The following is a 16,481-nucleotide window of genomic DNA, read 5'->3' on the forward strand; positions in this document are numbered from 1 at the left end:
AAAAACGGCCTTGGATTGCCAAAGCCGTTATCAAGGAAAACTCCATTTTACCGCGTTGCATCAGCAGATGGAACCGCTGGTCGGGATTAGCTCGGGCGATCGTCTATTTGACGGTGACGTTGATGGTTTTACTCATTTCAGGACCATACGAGTGATGTGTGCCGTCGGCAAATTGCATGGTCAATTTATATTGACCTGGCGGCAGCGTCACACTGGTTTCCGTCTGTGCCTTGCCAAAATGCAAATGCTTATCGTCCATCGGAATCAACTGTCCGGCAGCCATGCTGTCTTCATTAATAAACAGATGATGGTGACCGACGCCCGGCGTCATATCGCCGGCAGGCCGGACTTCCATGCCGCTGACGCCAAACTTGACGGTGAACGGATTGCTGACTACGGCGCCGTCCACCGGTTCGATGAAGGCGACCGATGCGGCGTGGGCCATCTGCGGCAACAGGCCAGCGCTCAGCAAGGTTGCGGAAAGCAGTACAGAAAAGAGGCGTGGCTTCATCGTCTTGTCCTTTATGTAGGGAATAGATAATTTAAGGTCGGGGCAAAGCACTGAGTGCAATAATACATTGATACGCCAGCAACTCGCTGCCACAAGGAAACCACCATGCAAGCTGCCTACGGCAATTTACTGAACGAACTGCCGCTTGACGGTTCAGCGGAAGTGTTCGAACTTCTGCACCAACGCGCCGGCCTGAAAATCGAGCGCATCATTTCCAATGGCCAGGCCAGTCCGCCCGGCTTCTGGTACGACAATCCAGAGGAAGAATGGGTATTGCTGCTGAGCGGCCAAGCCGGATTGACGCTGGAAGGCACGACCGGCGAACATGTCATGCAGCCCGGCGCCTGGCTCCATATCCCGTCACATTGCCGCCACCGCATAGAATGGACCGATGCGACGCAGCCTACAATCTGGCTGGCGATACATCACGAAGTTTGCGACACGCCGCAAGAACCCCGGCATCCTCATCGCGAATAGAGGTTTGCGCCGAGGCCTTCCCTTTAGCCTTAGTCGTTCTTGATCACGATAGTAGGAAATTTGCTGCTCATATCCTTGGCTTTTTCCGCCACTTTTATAGCCACCTTGCGCGCAATCTCTTTATAGATATGCGCCACCGGGCCATCAGGTTCGGCCACCACCGTCGGCGTGCCGGAATCGGTCTGCTGGCGGATCGACATGGTCAGCGGCAAGGCGCCGAGAAATTCAACGCCGTACTCGCCACACATCCTGGCGCCGCCACCTTCGCCGAAGACGGCTTCGGCATGGCCGCAATTAGAGCAGATATGGGTGCTCATGTTCTCGACCACGCCAAGAATCGGAATGCCGACCTTCTCGAACATTTTCAAACCCTTGCGTGCATCCAGCAACGCGATGTCTTGCGGCGTAGTGACGATGACGGCGCCGGTTACCGGCACTTTTTGCGACAAGGTCAGCTGGATATCGCCGGTGCCCGGCGGCATGTCGACGATCAGGTAATCCAGATCGCGCCAGTTGGTCTGGTCCAGCAACTGCTGCAGAGCCTGGGTCACGATCGGGCCGCGCCACACCATCGGCTCGTCGGGATCGACCATGAAACCGATGCTGGATACTTGCAGACCGTGATTTTCCAGCGGCTCCATGGTTTTGCCATCCTTGGTTTCCGGACGGCCGCTGATGCCCATCATCATCGGCTGCGAAGGGCCGTAGATGTCGGCGTCAAGAATCCCGACCTGAGCGCCTTCCGCCGCCAGCGCCAGCGCCAGGTTGACCGCGGTGGTCGATTTGCCGACGCCGCCCTTGCCGGACGCTACCGCAATGATGTTCTTGATGTTGGACATCAGCTTGATGCCGCGCTGTACTGCGTGCGACTGTATTTTCGAATAGACATGGGGGCTGACCTTGCCAACCCCGTCCAGCGCACCGACTGCCGCTGCTGCTGCGTCCCCGATCAGTGCAAACTGGCTCTTGGCCGGATAATCCAGCTCGACGTCAAACAATACGTCGGAACCTTCCAGCCTGATATTTCTGGCCGACTTGCTGCTGATCAGATCCTTACCGGTATTCGGGTCGATCACACCGGATAACGCTGCCTTGACTGCTTCAATCGTGACGCTCATTACTTTTCCTCTGCACGTTCTTTATAAGATGCGCCAAGTCTAAACCAAATCGCCGGATTTCCGCTGCCGTCGCCCAGGCTCAAAGCAGGGTTGGCGCAAGGATTAGAGCAAGGACCGGCCCGTCACTGCTAAAATCACTCTTTTATTCCAATCAGCAGCGCTTGACGTTGCAAATTCATTGCCAAATGAGCATCATTTTGACTTCAACTCCCCGCCAATTATTCGTCACTACCGCCCTGCCTTACGCCAACGCAGCGTTTCACATCGGCCACATCATGGAATATATCCAGGCCGACATCTGGGTGCGGTTCCAGCGAATGCAGGGCCATGAAGTCAATTTCGTCGGCGCCGACGACGCCCACGGCGCGCCGATCATGATCGCCGCCGAAAAAGCCGGTATCACGCCGCAGGAATTCGTGGCGCAGATCGCTGCCGGCCGCAAGCAATACCTGGACGGTTTCCACATCGCCTTCGATAATTGGCATTCGACCGACGGCCCGGAAAACCACGAGCTGTCGCGCGATATCTATCGCAAGCTGAAAGCGGCCGGCTTCATTTCGACCAAGACCATCGAGCAATTCTTCGACCCGGTCAAGAACATGTTCCTGCCGGATCGCTACATCAAGGGCGAATGTCCGAAATGCGGCGCCAAGGACCAGTACGGCGATTCCTGCGAAGTCTGCAGCTCGGTGTATGCGCCTACCGACCTGAAAAACCCCTACTCGACGCTGACCGGCGCGACGCCGGTGATGAAATCGTCGGAACACTTTTTCTTCAAGCTGTCCGACCCGCAATGCGTGGAATTCCTGCGCGGCTGGGCCTTGGGTAATGCCGACGGCAAACCACGGCTGCAATCGGAAGTCGCCAACAAGGCCAAGGAATGGCTGGAAAGCGACGGCGGCATGGGCGATTGGGATATCAGCCGCGATGCGCCTTATTTCGGCATCGAGATCCCGGATGAACCGGGTAAATATTTCTATGTCTGGCTGGATGCTCCGGTCGGTTACCTGGCTTCGCTGAAAAACTATTTCGGCAAAATCGGGCGCGACTACGACGCCTTCATGGCCGATCCGAAGACCGAGCAATATCATTTCATCGGCAAAGACATCACCTATTTCCACACCCTGTTCTGGCCGGCCATGCTGCATTTCTCTGGCCAGAAAGTCCCGAACAATGTGTTCGTGCATGGCTTCCTGACCGTCTCCGGCGAAAAAATGTCGAAATCGCGCGGCACCGGCATTTCGCCGCTGCGTTACCTGGAACTCGGCATGAATCCGGAATGGATGCGTTACTACATCGCGGCCAAGCTGAGCGCCAAGGTAGAAGACATCGATTTCAATCCGGAAGATTTTGTGGCCCGCGTGAATTCCGACCTGATCGGCAAGTACATCAACATCGCCAGCCGCGCCGCCGGTTTCATCGCCAAGAAATTCGATGGCAAGCTCAGCACCGCCTGGGCTACCGATAGCGATCCGTTCCTGGCTAAGCTGCGTGCGGTTGCCGCCGACATTCAAGCGTTGTACGACGGCCGCGAATACGGCAAGGCACTACGCGCAGTGATGGAACAGGCCGATGTCATCAACGCTTACGTCGACGCCAACAAGCCGTGGGAACTGGCCAAGGATCCAAGCAAGGAAGCCGCCCTGCACGAAGTTTGCAGCCGCTTGCTGGAAGCGTTCCGGATCCTGACCATTTATCTGAAACCTGTGTTGCCGGCACTAGCGGCCGAGGTCGAAAATTTCTTGCAAATCGAGCCGCTGGTATGGGCCGACGTCGCCCGCCCACTGGCCGACGGCCATCGCATCAATACCTACTCGCACCTGATGACGCGGGTCGATCCGAAGATGCTGGACGCCTTGTTCGATGCACCGGCAGCAGTGGCGGCAACCAGCGAAGTTGCCGACACAGACAGCGCCGACACCGCCGCCAGCGCAATCGAACCGTTGGCTGCCGAAATCAAGATCGACGATTTCGTGAAAGTCGATTTGCGCATCGCCAGGATCGTCAATTGCGAACATGTGGACGGTTCCGACAAACTGTTGCGGCTGACCCTGGATGTGGGCGAAGGCCGCTTGCGCAATGTGTTCTCCGGCATCAAGTCTTCTTATCAACCGGAGGAACTGGTCGGCAAGCTGACGGTGGTGGTGGCTAACCTGGCGCCGCGCAAGATGAAATTCGGCATCTCGGAAGGCATGGTGCTGGCCGCCTCGGCCGCCGACGGCAAAACCAATCCAGGCATCTATGTGCTCAACCCGTGGCCAGGCGCCGAACCTGGCATGCGCGTCAGCTAAGAGGCGCGCTGGATGAGTCTGCAGGTCCGTGAAGCCGGCGCCGGCGATGCAGTACTGATCGCCGACCTGACGCGTGCCTGCTGGGCCGAGCGGGTCGCCGCCAGCTCCAGCGGCCATCGCGAAAACACCGAACGGGTACAGCAGGATCTGCAACGCGGCGGCGGCTTTGTTTTGTTGCTGGATGAGCAGCCCATCGGCTCGGTGCGCTGGCTGCCGTCAGACACCGAAACCGAAGTCTGGGAAATCCTGCGCATGGGCGTGTTGCCGGCGTATCGCGGCCAAGGTTTATCGCAGCATCTGATGGAAGCGGTGATCCATCGCGCCCGCAGCGCCGACGTCAATGAACTGCGGCTGGCGGTGCGCGCCGATCAGACCAGGGTGGTCGATTTGTATGCCGTATTTGAATTCGAACTGGCGCCGGAACTTGAATACACCCGCGCCAATCCGCTGGAAGAACCGCCGATCGTGATGCGGCGCTGGTTGAAACGTTAGTTTCACTGTTAATCAAAACGACGTCATTCAGTCAATATCCCTATCTGTTTCTGTATTCAGAAACAGAACCCGCGCAGCGCTACGCCCTACCCTCAGCTCAATGGCAATCCGCCCCCTCGGTATCAACAATCGCCGCAAAGTAATCCAGGCGAGCAGGTTTAAGCAAATTCTTGAATACCGAATTTCTCATGGATGAACCAACCAACCACACATTTTCTAAAGTAAGCTCATTTTCAATGGGCCGGCGCAAAACATGCTCAGCGACAGCTGAAGAAGTGTTCCCGCCATCGCGTCAAATGTAATTCCGTCTGAATGGGACGGCCTTCACAGCTGTCGCTGTTCAGCAACCCTGCATTCCCGCCCCTGTTACCAAGAAGATCGCGAACAACTTAGTAGAAAGCTACTCTCAACCTAAGGAACGACAATGAAAAAAAGAATCGTGGTGATTGGTGCTGGTCACATGGGAACCGCAATTATTCTAGGCCTCTTACAGAAATATCGTGTTGATCTATATGTTGTAGATCCAAATGAGTCGCGCCGCAAAACTCTTAAGGAGCGGCACGATCTGAACGTCGCCGCATCGCTCGAAATTATCGGAGATGACGATATATTGGTGTTAGCTATGCCGCCACAGGCATTCTCCAAATTCGCAAAAGACACACAGCTCAGATCTGACCGAACGGGCCCCGTGATATCGGTAATGGCTGGAATTACCGTCGCAACAATCTCAAAATTACTTGCCGTAACTCAGGTTATCCGCTCGATTCCAAATACGCCATCCGAAATATTTCAAGGGATGACCGTCTTCTGTGCTTCCTCAAATACCAATGCAAAGAATCTAGCCACGGCGGAGGAAGTGCTTCAATCTTTTGGGAAAATATTACGTGTCTCGGACGAGTCTCTTATCGATCATGCTACGGCTCTTTGCGGCGGCGGACCGGCATTTGTCGCTTATTTCGCAAACGCTATGCAAGATTTCGCGATGCAGTCCGGCTTTAATAATGCAGATTCGGCACTAATGGTTGCACAAGTATTGAGAGGGACTGCAGACCTACTCGATGCAACTGGAAAATCGGCAATGCAAATCTGCAACGAAGTAATGACTCCTCAAGGAACCACGGAAAGAGGGCTATTTCATTTCAAGGAAAACAATCTAGAGCTCATCATTAGATCTGGCCTCGCAAAGTCTTCAGCTCGATCCAGGGAGCTTGGTCAATTTCTTCACATGCAAACGTAGAGGACGATATGCTAGGTTTAAATGATAAAAGCTGGTTAGTTGAAAAATTTTATGAAACACATTATTCGAAATTTTCAGACCGGCACCAGGACAACCGTGAAAAGCTGAGTACATATGATACTTATTTTGGCATGGGGCATAGCATCAGATTAATTGATGAGCCTGGTGTTTTTAAAATCAGTCCAGCGGGATTGGCATTGGGTAACTACATGTTAAAAACGCTGCGTGACGATGAATTGAAGGGCGGCTGTCTTGATATCGGTACGGGAGGCGGTGTACTAGCCATACTATTACGGGACATGGGAGCAGAAGATATCGTCGGCACAGATATTTCGGCAGCTGCAGTTGACCTTGCCATACGAAACGAAATGTTGAACTTTGGAGACAATAAAATTTCCTTCGCGGTTAGTGATCTCTTCTATGATTTACCAAATAAATTACGAAAATTCGGCACGGTGATCTTCAACCCTCCAGGATGGCGAACGCCATCAGATGATTTATTGAAACATTTGACAGCGATCGACAATACTGAGGAACTTGCCCCCTCAGCAATGTTTTATGGCGATAGATTACTACTAGATTTTCTTCAGGAATTACCGTCCTATCTTCAAGAGAACGGGCGGGCGATTATTGGTTTGAATTCATTAGTGGGCATCAAGGATGTTTTAATGCGATATCGCAATAAGCAATGTGGCGCCTGTCCTCTTCAATTTCGTCTGCTAGAGCGCTATACATTTCCGCTGCTATTTTATTCAGAACATTGGAAAAAAATTGCCTCCCGGCTACGGGAGGAATTTTCTCAATGGCAAGAGCGACATCAGGCGGCCTATAGTTTGGACAGCAAGGGAAATCTGTATTGGTCATACGAACTTGTCGAATGCATCTGGAACAGAAACCGGATGGGTCGCATACATGGCTAACGGCGCATCAAGCAATGGCAGTGCTGCTGCCGTCATCATTACGGCAGCGGTAGCCGGAATTACAGCAAATGTTATTCTCGGTGCCTCATCATTATTTTGGCGTGAGCTCTCCATAATTTCATCTGAAACACTGCTTTGCTATCGAATTGTTGTGTCATTGGGCACCTTGATTCTTGCAATGAGCATTCTCGGTAAATACAGAAAATTAATCATTGTCATTTCTCCGAAAATAATCTCGCATCATGCAATGGCAGCCTTGCTTGTTGCAATCAACTGGGGAACGTTCATTTGGGCCTCAATCAATGGGCATGTTCTGGAAAGCGGGATAGGGTATCTCATCGCACCTTTTGTCGCGATTGGGGTGGGTGCTTTGGCATTTGGAGAGCGGGTCAGCAATATTCGTCGATTCGCGATCGCGGTAATCGTTGTGGGCATATTGCTCCTGTTATTTCGGAGTGGAGAACTTAATCCAGCGGTGTACCTCGTTATTGGTGCCACGTGGGGAGGATATGCGTACTTCAAAAAAATAACGCCGTTAGATCCATTCTCCGGGCTATTCATAGAAACTGCGGTTCTTTCGCTTCTTCTTTGTTTTCTTATCCCTATATCGAGTCTTTCTTTCCAGCTGCCGCATTCCTTACCTATCACAACCGTATTATTGCTCGCTGCAACTGGGCTGGTATCCATCATTCCTTTATGGATGTTTTCCTTCGCAGCCCAAAAACTTGCGTTGTCTGCGATGGGATTTTTTCAATTTATCCTTCCAACGACACAGCTCTTTGTCGCTTTGGTCTTTTATCATCAACCTTTATCCAGCAATACGTTGATTTGCTTTTCTCTCATTTGGGCAGCGTTGTTGCTCATTGTGGGTGAATCTTTTCTTAGAAGTGATCAACTAGGAATAATCAAACTTCGTCGGAGGAAGCAGAAATGAAAGACTACGATGTGGTTGTCGTAGGATTGGGCGTCATGGGCTCGTCAACAATTTTTCATTTAGCTCGCTCCGGAGCGAGTGTGTTAGGTATTGAGAGTTTTGGACCCACACATCAGTTTGGCTCATCTCATGGAGAAACCAGGATTCTCCGTCGCGCATATTGGGAAGGTGAAAAATATCTCCCACTGTTAAACCGAGCTCATGAGCTATGGACAGAATTACAGGCGACAAGCAACGAGAAATTAATAGTACCTACTGGCGGCATCTTTATGGGCCATCCATCTACCGGAATAGTTAAAGGAAGCAGAAATACTGCGGAAGCTGGCGCAATCGCCTATGAGGTACTAGACACGGCACAAATTCGAAGACGGTTTCCAGCATTTCGTGTTCCGGATGACATGGAGGCAATATACGAACCTGGCGCCTATATCATCATGGCAAACAAAGTACGCTTGCAGATGATCGATCTAGCCATTCAAAGTGGGGCCGAAACCCGTTTCGGGCGAACGGTTCAGAAAATAGAAAAATGCGGCGAATCAATTTTGTTAACCATGACCAATAATGACGAAAAATTTCGAGCACGCTCTGTGGTCATCACGACCGGGCCCTGGATGGCACACGATCTTTTACCAGAGTTGAGTAATCATCTTTCGTCAAACAGAGTTCCGATCTACTGGTTTGATAGCCTGGATAAACGCAGGAAAGAATTTACCAGCGACAACTTCCCTGCTTTTTTATACGATCACCCAGATGGGCATTTAATTTACGGTATTCCGGCCGGAGTAAGTTCGGAGCGAGGGGTCAAAATCGGCTTCCATAATCGACAGCATGTTCCTTGTAAGCCAGACGGCCTCAAACAAAGCGTCTCGACGCAACATATTGGTGAAATATCGCGATATATAAAACAGCTTCTTCCTGGGCTCAATCCAAATCCGATCGCTTCCAGTTCTTGTTTTTACACCATGAGTACGGATGAAAATTTCTTAATTGGGGCTTCGGAAAAGTATTCAAACGTTTTTTTTGCGTCTGCCTGTTCAGGCCATGGATTCAAATTTGGATCCGCAATTGGTGAGTCTCTGGCCCTATTGGCTCAAGGTAAGAAGCCACCAACCGACCTATCCGTTTTTGCGGTCTCACGCTTTAGTTTTTGATGGGAAATAGATTGCGCTTGTTTACATCGATGCAAACTTTAACGTTAGTGCCCGCCAATATCCGATCTTGAAGTGCCTGTTACCACCCCGCTAGTGATATCCATGTGCACATTGAAGAATGCTTGGCTGGCGTCGCTGGGGACGTAGCGCCAGTCCCACACTTCCTCGTTCTTGCGCGCAAACTGCACCACGCTGCCCGGCCTGCCCAGCATCCTGCGTACCTCTTCCTTATTCATGCCGACTTTGATCCTGGCAAAATTCTCTTCGGTCAGAACTTGTTTGTAATCGCTCAGCTTGCCGTCCTTGCCGATATAGAAAATCCAGGTACGCGCACCGGCCGGCCCTTTCGGATATTCCAGCGAGCGTTCGCCGCTTTCCGCTTCCCAGACCGTATCCGGCTGGCCCATGGCGTTGCGCACATCGGCTTCCGACGATACCCCGCGACTAAGTTTTTCCAATCCAGGCTCCTGTGTGAAATTGCCGTTCTGATCACAAGCCGCGACAAGAAACGGGACAATCAATATCAAAATGCTGCGTACCCATGGTTTCATGCCGTTTCCTCTGTCTGATGATGGTTCTAGTCCTGGCGTCAAGTATATCGCCCCTCAATTGTCTGATGGACACTGAGCCCAACGACAAAGCGGTCGGGCGGCTGCGAAATAGCATAAAATAGCGCCTATTCCCATCGGATTATCAAAGCAACCATGAAATTCTCCAAGCAAATCACTGGCTACCAATCGGACATCACGAAGTTCGTTGAAGAACTCAAGCAAAACAATCCAAAACTGGAAGAGCAGCAACTCGCCGGCCGCGCCCTGCTGTGGGACAAAACCCCGATTGACCTGGACAGCCAGCTGCGCACCCAGGAATCGCGCGTTCAGCAACAACCCTACGTGTACCAGAACAACCACTAAGTTCCTCCCCGGATCGATCAGATGAGCCAGAATTTGTCGGATGCCGCTGAACTGACGCTGGAGGGCCAACCCGATTCGACACCGAATGTGATCGACGGCGTGGCTTTTGCGCGTCTATACGGCGAGCCGCTGTTCCGCATGCCGACCGATCTCTACATTCCGCCGGATGCGCTGGAAATCTTCCTGGAAGCATTCGAAGGCCCGCTCGATCTGCTGCTGTACCTGATCCGCAAACAGAATTTCAATATCCTCGACATCCCGATGGCGCAAGTCACCTTGCAATATCTGGAATACGTCGACCAGATCCGCATCACCAATCTGGAGCTGGCGGCCGAATATCTGCTGATGGCGGCGATGCTGATCGAGATCAAATCGCGCATGCTGCTGCCGGTCCGCAAGACCGACAACGAAGAAGCCGAAGATCCGCGCGCGGAACTGGTGCGGCGCCTGCTGGAATACGAGCAGATGAAACTGGCGGCACGCGAGATCGACGCTTTGCCGCAACTCGGGCGCGATTATGTCCGCACCCAGATCTACATCGAACAAAGCATTGTCACGCGCTGGCCGGACGTCAACCTGGACGATCTGCAGGCAGCCTGGGCCGATGTCATCAAACGCGCCAAGCTGACCGCTCACCACACCATCAGCCGCGAAGAACTGTCGGTGCGCGAACACATGACCGGGATTTTGCGGCGTCTGCAATCGTCGCGTTTTGTCGAGTTCGCCGAATTATTCGATCCGGCGCGCGGCGTGCCAGTGCTGGTGGTGAATTTCATCGCCATGCTGGAGCTGGCCAAGGAAACCCTGATTGAAATCACCCAGGCCGAACCGTTCGCGCCTATCTACGTAAGGCTGGCCTACTCGCCGACTTATGCGCCGGCATAAGTCGACATAAGCGTCGGTTTGCTTCTACACCAGCAATACGCCGCATCCCGATATAAAAATAACTTACCTCCGATTCAGACATGAAAATCATTTCCTCGATTGAAGAGCTACGCGACCAACTGCGCGGCCAACTGCGTACCGCCTTCGTGCCGACCATGGGCAATCTGCATGAGGGCCATCTGTCGCTAATGCGGCTGGCCAAGAGACATGGCGACCCGGTGGTCGCCTCGATCTTTGTCAATCGCCTACAGTTCGGCCCCAACGAGGATTTCGACAAATATCCGCGCACCTTTGCCGCTGACGTCGCCAAGCTGGAAAAGGAAGGTGTCTACGTCTTGTTTGCGCCTACCGAAAAAGACCTGTATCCGGAACCCCAGGAATTCCGCGTGCGCCCGCCGGACGGTCTTGGCAATATGCTGGAAGGTGAATTCCGCCCGGGCTTTTTTACCGGCGTCACTACCGTTGTTCTCAAGCTGTTTTCCTGCGTCCAGCCACGGGTTGCGGTATTCGGCAAGAAGGATTACCAGCAGCTGATGATCGTGCGCAATATGTCCAAGCAATTCGCCTTGCCGACTGAAATCATCGCCGCCGAAACCTGGCGCGCCGACGACGGCCTGGCGCTGTCTTCGCGCAATATGTATTTGTCCGCCGACGAACGCGCGGAAGCGCCGAATCTGTTCAAGACGCTTAACCAGGTGGCCGACGAAGTACGCGCCGGCCACCTCGATATCTTCGAACTGGAAAAACAGGCGATGGCGCAACTTGGCAGCCGCGGCTGGCAGCCGGATTACATCTCGATCCGCAAGCGCAGCGATCTGCAGCCGCCAGCTGCGGGCGATCTGGCGCAGGGCGAAAAGCTGGTGGTGCTGGCCGCCGCCAAGCTGGGCGGCACGCGCCTGATCGACAACCTGGAAATTTGAAGCTGGCCCCGACCTTGCAGCGGCTGCTCCGCAACAGACGAGCATGCATCTGGCTGACCGCGGCCGGAGCAGCTGTTGCGGCGTCGCTCGCCACTGCTGCCAACGCACAGGTCATCACCGTGCAAGACGATGCGCAACACAGCGTCGTCCTGCCCCATCCCGCGCATCGCATCGTCAGCCTGGCGCCGCACGCTACCGAGCTGCTGTTTGCCGCCGGCGCTGGCGCCTATGTGATCGGTGTCAGCGACTATAGCGATTACCCGCCGGCCGCAAAAAAAATACCGTCGATGGGTAGCAGCAGCGCACTCGATATCGAACGGATTGTTGCTCTCAAACCGGATTTGGTAGTGGCCTGGAGCAGCGGCAATTCAACCAGCCAGATTGCCAGGTTACGCGCTATCGGCATTCCTGTATTCGAAAGCGAACCGCGCCAGCTGGACAGCATCGGCTCGTCGCTGCTACGGTTGTCGCAACTGGCCGGTACCGAAGCGAGCGGCGCTGCGGCCGCCGCCGCTTTCAAGACGCGCCTGGCGCAACTTGATACGACTTATCGGCAACGGCCACCGGTGCGGGTGTTTTATCAGATCTGGCAAAAGCCGTTGATGACGCTCAACGACAGCCATATGGTGTCGAGCGTGATTGCTTTATGCGGCGGCGAAAATGTATTCGGCAAACTGCCGCAACTGGCGCCGACGGTCAGCACCGAAGCGGTGTTGCAAGCCAATCCGGAAGTGATTTTTGCCGCCGATGGCGGCGCCTCGCCCGATACAGGCTGGCGGCGCTTTCCGAAACTCACCGCTGTGGTAAGCAATAATCTGTTTGCCTTAACGCCGAACTGGATGAGCCGCCCCGGGCCGCGCATACTGGATGGCGCTGCAGAGTTATGTCAGAAACTGGATCTGGCGCGCAGCCGGCGCCGGTGATTTTTTTTGTGAGCTAAGACGCAACCGGCATAAACAAACGCCGTGAACCGTTTTCCACCACTTCAAACGAACAAGAAAATGCAGCCTGCAAGACCTCCGGCTGCAGCACGCTGTCGCTGCTGCCTTGCCACACCCGGCCATCTCCCAGCAACAACACGTGGCTGGCGTAATGCGCCACCAGATTGATGTCATGGCAGGCGGCGATCACCGCTTTTTGCGGCGGCAAACGGCGCAGTAATTCCATCACCACGATTTGCGCCGCAGCGTCTTGATGTGCGGTCGGCTCATCCAGCATGAATAACAGCGGGTCCTGCGTCAGCAAGGTTGCCAAGCCCACCCGCTGCCGCTCGCCGCCCGACAGGCGCATCACATCGTGGCTGCTGAAGGCGGCCATCCTGACCTGCTCCAGCGCCTGCATTGCCGACGCCCGGTCATCTTCCATATCCCAGCCGAAGCCGAATTGATAGGGATGGCGGCCAGCGACCACCGCCGCCAGCACGCTGCTGGAAAACGCATCGGCCTGTTGCTGCGCTAGCAAGCCGCGCAGACGCGCCAGCTGCTGTGCCGATGTGGTTTGTATATCACGGCCCTGGATCAGCACGCGGCCGCCAGCCGGCCGCTTCAGACCAGCCAAGGTATGCAATAAAGTGGTTTTGCCGATACCGTTACGGCCCAGCACACACCAGAACTGGCCCGGCGCGACTTGCCAGTCCAGCCCGCTGCACAAGACTTTGTGGCCAACGCTCACGCTCAGTTGTTCGGTGCAAAGCAAAGGATTTGTGGATGCGCTCATGGCCTGCCTCTCATGCCTTGCTGCGCGAGAGCAGCCACAGGAATACAGGCACCCCGACCAGGGCGGTGATCACCCCTACCGGCAATTGCGTCGGCGCGACTGCGGTACGCGCCGCCAGGTCTGCCAGCGCGAGCGCAGCGCCGCCGGTCAGCACGCTGGCAGGCAACAGGATGCGCTGATCGTTGCCGACCAGCAGACGGATCGCATGCGGCACCACCAGACCGATAAAACCGATCGTGCCGGCCACTATGACCGCAGCAGCGGTCGCCAGCGAGGCCGCACACAGAGTCAGCAAGCGCAGGCGCAATACCGGCACTCCCAGCAATTGCGCGAAACCCTCGCCGCGCGCCAGCAGATTCAGCTGCCGTGCATTCAATCCGCTCCATAGCAAAATCAGCAACAGCAGCACTGCCGCTGGCAACAACAGGCGCCCGTCTTCCAGGTCGCCCATCAGCCAGAACAGCATGCCGCGCAACTGGCCGTCAGGCGCCAGCGTCAACACCAGGGTCACGATCGCGCCAAAACCGGCAGCGATCATCACGCCAGTCAGTATCAAGCGATGACCGCTATGCTGGCCAACATCGGGCAGACGGCGCAAAGCCTGGCGCGCCAGGCCGAACAGCAACGCTACCGCCAGCCCCGCCCCCAGCGCTGCGCCCAACGCTGCAGCAACATCACCCATGCCGCCAAAATGACTAGCCACCAGCAAGGCCGATAAAGCACCGGCGGCAGAACCGCCGGACAAACCCAGTACATAAGGATCGGCCAGGGGATTGCGCAGCAAGACCTGCATCAACGCCCCGGCCAGCGCCAGCAAACCGCCGACCACGAACGCAGTCAGCGCACGCGGCAGGCGCAAGGACAAATAGATTTGATCGGCCGCCAGCCCACAACCACTGCTGCCACAAGAAACCGCGAGCGCTAGCGCCAATGCTGCGAATACTGCCAGGCAGCACAGGATGGCGATGGCGCGGCGTAATGTGGTGATGCTAGTCAATGGTGTGAGCGATGAGCTGGTTAGTCGGCCGATTATCTGATTACTGCTGCCAATTTACACCTACAAACAAACCTCGTGAGGGCTGATTGTAGCCATAAGCTGTCTGATAATCGCGATTGAACAGATTATCGATACGGCCGAACAAAGACACTTCCTTATTCAACTGATAGCGCGCATTGGCGTTAGTCAGCCAATAGGGAGCCAGCTTAGGATTGCCGGGAATATCGGTGCGGCTGTCGGTGTATTGCACATCGGCGCCGAGACGCCAGGCGCCGAAGCTCTTTGCCGCTCCCAAAGAGCCCAAAGTCTTGGCGCGTCGCACCAGGACTTTATTGCTGCTCTCATCCTTCGGATCTTGCAAAGTCAGGCTGGCGCGCCAGTCGATGGCCGCCAGAACGGTGCTGGCGCTCAGCTCCAAGCCCTGGTTCTTGGCACGCGCAATATTGATGGTTTGGAAGGTCAGCGGATCGAAGCCGAACTGGTCGTGAGTGCGGGTATCGAACAGCGTGGCGCGCAAGATGGTCGCGCCGGCGGCGTATTGCGCACCTATTTCATACGACTTCGAGCGTTCAGCCTTGAGGTTGCGGTTGCCGTAAATCGGCTGGAACAGCTGTGCCGGGGTCGGCGCATTGAATGCTGTGGATGCATTGGCGATCAGCTTGACGCTGTCGGTCAAGGCAAAGCCATAACCCAGGTAACCGGTATTGTCGGAGCCGGAACCGCCGGCATAGTCGTGCCGCAGGTTCAATTGCAACTGATGCGGGCCGATCTTGCCTAGCGCGCCGGCATATACGCTGGAGGTCGAGCGCGAGAAGCTGTCGCTGGAATTGCCAAAGCTGCTGTTCGAGCTGATGTCCGCCTTTTCGCGGCCGGCGTCGACACCGGCAGTGGCTGTCCACAGCGGCGACAAACGCAATTCATTCGCCCACTGCAACAGGTTTTGCGTACTCTTGTAGGCATTGCTGCTATTGCCGAAAGTACTCTGGCCGTCGAGATTGTCGCGGTTGACGTTTTGCGACAAAGTCAGGGTCGAGGTCCAGTCCTGGGTAAAGCGATTCTTGCTGAACACTGCCAGCGACTGGCTCTTCGAGTGGCCGTTGTTTTGATCGGTAGGCGTGCCAAAGGCGTCGTCGTAAGTATATTTTGCATCGTTGGCATAAACCCGCACGCCGATTTCATTGCCAGTGCGCCATTCCTGCGATACCGAGCCCGAGACGCTGGTATTACCGTCGCCATTGCGGTCTGGATTGACGTTCGGGTTCTGCAAAGGATTTTGCGCCGAGAAGCCATTGGTCTTGAAGCGTGTCAGCGATAAGGCATAACGGGTATCGCCGCTCTTGCCGTTGACCCCCACATTGCCTTCATAGGTGCCGCGCGAGCCGGCTTCCACCGAGGTGTTGAACTTTGCTGCGCCATCGCCGCGTTTGGTGAAAATCTGCACCACGCCGCCGATCGCGCCGGAACCGTAAATCGCCGAGACATTGCCGCGCACGATTTCGATGTGGTCGATCTGATCCGGCAAGATATTTTCAAGCGCCGGCAAACCGAACGAAGCCTGGCGCCGGATCGGTACGCCGTCGATCAAGATCAGGGTTTCCGAGGAATTGGCGCCGCGCATGAACAAGGACGCCTGCTGGCCGGGACCGCCGGTGCGGGTAATCTGCAAACCTGCCTGGCGTTCCAGCAGTGCCGGCAGATCCGGCGCTTGTGAATTGCGGATGTCTTCGGCGCTGATCACGGTAGTGTGCGGCAAGGCGTCGGTTTGCGGCTGTTCGACCCGGGCTGCGGTGACTACCACCTGCAACTGGTCCGGAGTGGGGGTGATTTGGGCCGATACTGTCGCGGCAGAAAGAAGGGCTGAAGCCAGCGCGAGCGGCTTCAAGGTCGCGCCGCAGCGGCGTGATAAAGATGATGTCAT

The 16,481-nt window shown here is 55.1% G+C and carries 17 protein-coding genes; 11 read left to right on the plus strand and 6 right to left on the minus strand.

What is annotated here, in order from left to right; genetic code table 11:
- Positions 1-103: 103 nt before the first annotated feature.
- Positions 104-511: a DUF4399 domain-containing protein gene (locus tag VNZ60_RS14975; protein WP_325660445.1), complete on the minus strand. Its 408-nt coding sequence runs from the start codon at positions 509-511 to the stop codon at positions 104-106.
- 105 nt (positions 512-616) lie between these two features.
- Here VNZ60_RS14975 and VNZ60_RS14980 point away from each other — a divergent pair, with 105 nt between their 5' ends.
- On the plus strand, positions 617-988 hold the full coding sequence (locus tag VNZ60_RS14980) for a cupin domain-containing protein (RefSeq protein WP_325660447.1): 372 nt from the start codon (positions 617-619) through the stop codon (positions 986-988).
- 29 nt (positions 989-1,017) lie between these two features.
- Here the strand turns inward: VNZ60_RS14980 and apbC are convergent, their stop codons facing one another.
- Positions 1,018-2,106 (minus strand): iron-sulfur cluster carrier protein ApbC, encoded by a 1,089-nt coding sequence (apbC, locus tag VNZ60_RS14985; protein ID WP_325660449.1) that lies wholly within the window; start codon positions 2,104-2,106, stop codon positions 1,018-1,020.
- Between the two features lie 185 nt (positions 2,107-2,291).
- On the opposite strand from apbC, the gene metG reads away from it, so the two are divergent.
- From metG to solA, 6 genes are all read left to right on the plus strand, one after another.
- On the plus strand, positions 2,292-4,397 hold the full coding sequence (gene metG, locus VNZ60_RS14990) for a methionine--tRNA ligase (RefSeq protein WP_325660451.1): 2,106 nt from the start codon (positions 2,292-2,294) through the stop codon (positions 4,395-4,397).
- Positions 4,398-4,409: 12 nt separating this feature from the next.
- Positions 4,410-4,889 (plus strand): GNAT family N-acetyltransferase, encoded by a 480-nt coding sequence (locus VNZ60_RS14995; protein ID WP_325660453.1) that lies wholly within the window; start codon positions 4,410-4,412, stop codon positions 4,887-4,889.
- Positions 4,890-5,313: 424 nt separating this feature from the next.
- Positions 5,314-6,126: a pyrroline-5-carboxylate reductase gene (gene proC, locus VNZ60_RS15000; RefSeq protein WP_325393003.1), complete on the plus strand. Its 813-nt coding sequence runs from the start codon at positions 5,314-5,316 to the stop codon at positions 6,124-6,126.
- A gap of 8 nt (positions 6,127-6,134) precedes the next feature.
- Positions 6,135-7,046 carry a methyltransferase gene (locus VNZ60_RS15005; protein ID WP_325393001.1) on the plus strand — a complete coding sequence of 304 codons (912 nt, stop codon included), beginning with the start codon at positions 6,135-6,137 and terminating at the stop codon, positions 7,044-7,046.
- Positions 7,039-7,980, plus strand: coding sequence for an EamA family transporter (locus tag VNZ60_RS15010; protein WP_325392999.1), 942 nt, complete (start codon positions 7,039-7,041; stop codon positions 7,978-7,980). The genes VNZ60_RS15005 and VNZ60_RS15010 overlap by 8 nt, the downstream gene beginning before the upstream one ends.
- Positions 7,977-9,131, plus strand: coding sequence for an N-methyl-L-tryptophan oxidase (gene solA / locus VNZ60_RS15015; protein WP_325660455.1), 1,155 nt, complete (start codon positions 7,977-7,979; stop codon positions 9,129-9,131). Before VNZ60_RS15010 ends, solA begins: the two co-directional genes overlap by 4 nt.
- Positions 9,132-9,175: 44 nt before the next feature.
- Here solA and bamE read toward each other — a convergent pair whose 3' ends face one another.
- The gene (gene bamE / locus VNZ60_RS15020; RefSeq protein ID WP_325392995.1) at positions 9,176-9,682 is read right to left on the minus strand and encodes an outer membrane protein assembly factor BamE domain-containing protein; all 507 of its coding nucleotides are present in this window, start codon (positions 9,680-9,682) and stop codon (positions 9,176-9,178) included.
- 153 nt (positions 9,683-9,835) lie between these two features.
- On the opposite strand from bamE, the gene VNZ60_RS15025 reads away from it, so the two are divergent.
- The 4 genes from VNZ60_RS15025 (at position 9,836) to VNZ60_RS15040 (ending at position 12,773) form a co-directional block, all read left to right on the plus strand.
- Entirely contained in the window at positions 9,836-10,045 is a 210-nt protein-coding gene (locus VNZ60_RS15025) for a DUF3460 family protein (protein ID WP_211461138.1), read from the plus strand.
- A gap of 21 nt (positions 10,046-10,066) precedes the next feature.
- Positions 10,067-10,930, plus strand: a complete 864-nt coding sequence (locus VNZ60_RS15030; protein WP_325392991.1) for a segregation and condensation protein A — start codon at positions 10,067-10,069, stop codon at positions 10,928-10,930.
- A gap of 80 nt (positions 10,931-11,010) precedes the next feature.
- Positions 11,011-11,850 (plus strand): pantoate--beta-alanine ligase, encoded by an 840-nt coding sequence (panC, locus tag VNZ60_RS15035; RefSeq protein ID WP_325392989.1) that lies wholly within the window; start codon positions 11,011-11,013, stop codon positions 11,848-11,850.
- Positions 11,851-11,852: 2 nt separating this feature from the next.
- Complete coding sequence (locus VNZ60_RS15040; RefSeq protein ID WP_414648860.1) at positions 11,853-12,773, plus strand: cobalamin-binding protein; 921 nt, start codon at positions 11,853-11,855, stop codon at positions 12,771-12,773.
- 13 nt (positions 12,774-12,786) lie between these two features.
- Here VNZ60_RS15040 and VNZ60_RS15045 read toward each other — a convergent pair whose 3' ends face one another.
- Genes VNZ60_RS15045 through VNZ60_RS15055 form a run of 3 tightly spaced genes read right to left on the minus strand, consistent with a single transcriptional unit; the run spans position 12,787 to position 16,481 of the window.
- Positions 12,787-13,566: an ABC transporter ATP-binding protein gene (locus VNZ60_RS15045; RefSeq protein ID WP_325660460.1), complete on the minus strand. Its 780-nt coding sequence runs from the start codon at positions 13,564-13,566 to the stop codon at positions 12,787-12,789.
- Positions 13,567-13,576: 10 nt separating this feature from the next.
- Positions 13,577-14,563, minus strand: a complete 987-nt coding sequence (locus tag VNZ60_RS15050; protein WP_325660462.1) for a FecCD family ABC transporter permease — start codon at positions 14,561-14,563, stop codon at positions 13,577-13,579.
- A 40-nt stretch (positions 14,564-14,603) separates the two neighbouring features.
- Positions 14,604-16,481, minus strand: coding sequence for a TonB-dependent receptor plug domain-containing protein (locus tag VNZ60_RS15055; protein WP_325660464.1), 1,878 nt, complete (start codon positions 16,479-16,481; stop codon positions 14,604-14,606).

The organism is Collimonas sp., from assembly GCF_035566375.1.
Taxonomy (GTDB): domain Bacteria; phylum Pseudomonadota; class Gammaproteobacteria; order Burkholderiales; family Burkholderiaceae_D; genus Collimonas.

Excerpts from the sequence above, each read along its gene's own strand:
- VNZ60_RS14975 (WP_325660445.1), bottom strand. The coding sequence starts at position 511 with ATGAAGCCACGCCTCTTTTCTGTACTGCTTTCCGCAACCTTGCTGAGC.
- VNZ60_RS14980 (WP_325660447.1), top strand. The coding sequence starts at position 617 with ATGCAAGCTGCCTACGGCAATTTACTGAACGAACTGCCGCTTGACGGT.
- VNZ60_RS15005 (WP_325393001.1), top strand. The coding sequence starts at position 6,135 with ATGCTAGGTTTAAATGATAAAAGCTGGTTAGTTGAAAAATTTTATGAA.
- proC (WP_325393003.1), top strand. The coding sequence starts at position 5,314 with ATGAAAAAAAGAATCGTGGTGATTGGTGCTGGTCACATGGGAACCGCA.
- apbC (WP_325660449.1), bottom strand. The coding sequence starts at position 2,106 with ATGAGCGTCACGATTGAAGCAGTCAAGGCAGCGTTATCCGGTGTGATC.
- VNZ60_RS14995 (WP_325660453.1), top strand. The coding sequence starts at position 4,410 with ATGAGTCTGCAGGTCCGTGAAGCCGGCGCCGGCGATGCAGTACTGATC.
- VNZ60_RS15010 (WP_325392999.1), top strand. The coding sequence starts at position 7,039 with ATGGCTAACGGCGCATCAAGCAATGGCAGTGCTGCTGCCGTCATCATT.
- VNZ60_RS15055 (WP_325660464.1), bottom strand. The coding sequence starts at position 16,481 with ATGACATCATCTTTATCACGCCGCTGCGGCGCGACCTTGAAGCCGCTC.
- VNZ60_RS15025 (WP_211461138.1), top strand. The coding sequence starts at position 9,836 with ATGAAATTCTCCAAGCAAATCACTGGCTACCAATCGGACATCACGAAG.
- bamE (WP_325392995.1), bottom strand. The coding sequence starts at position 9,682 with ATGAAACCATGGGTACGCAGCATTTTGATATTGATTGTCCCGTTTCTT.
- VNZ60_RS15045 (WP_325660460.1), bottom strand. The coding sequence starts at position 13,566 with ATGAGCGCATCCACAAATCCTTTGCTTTGCACCGAACAACTGAGCGTG.
- solA (WP_325660455.1), top strand. The coding sequence starts at position 7,977 with ATGAAAGACTACGATGTGGTTGTCGTAGGATTGGGCGTCATGGGCTCG.
- panC (WP_325392989.1), top strand. The coding sequence starts at position 11,011 with ATGAAAATCATTTCCTCGATTGAAGAGCTACGCGACCAACTGCGCGGC.
- VNZ60_RS15030 (WP_325392991.1), top strand. The coding sequence starts at position 10,067 with ATGAGCCAGAATTTGTCGGATGCCGCTGAACTGACGCTGGAGGGCCAA.
- metG (WP_325660451.1), top strand. The coding sequence starts at position 2,292 with ATGAGCATCATTTTGACTTCAACTCCCCGCCAATTATTCGTCACTACC.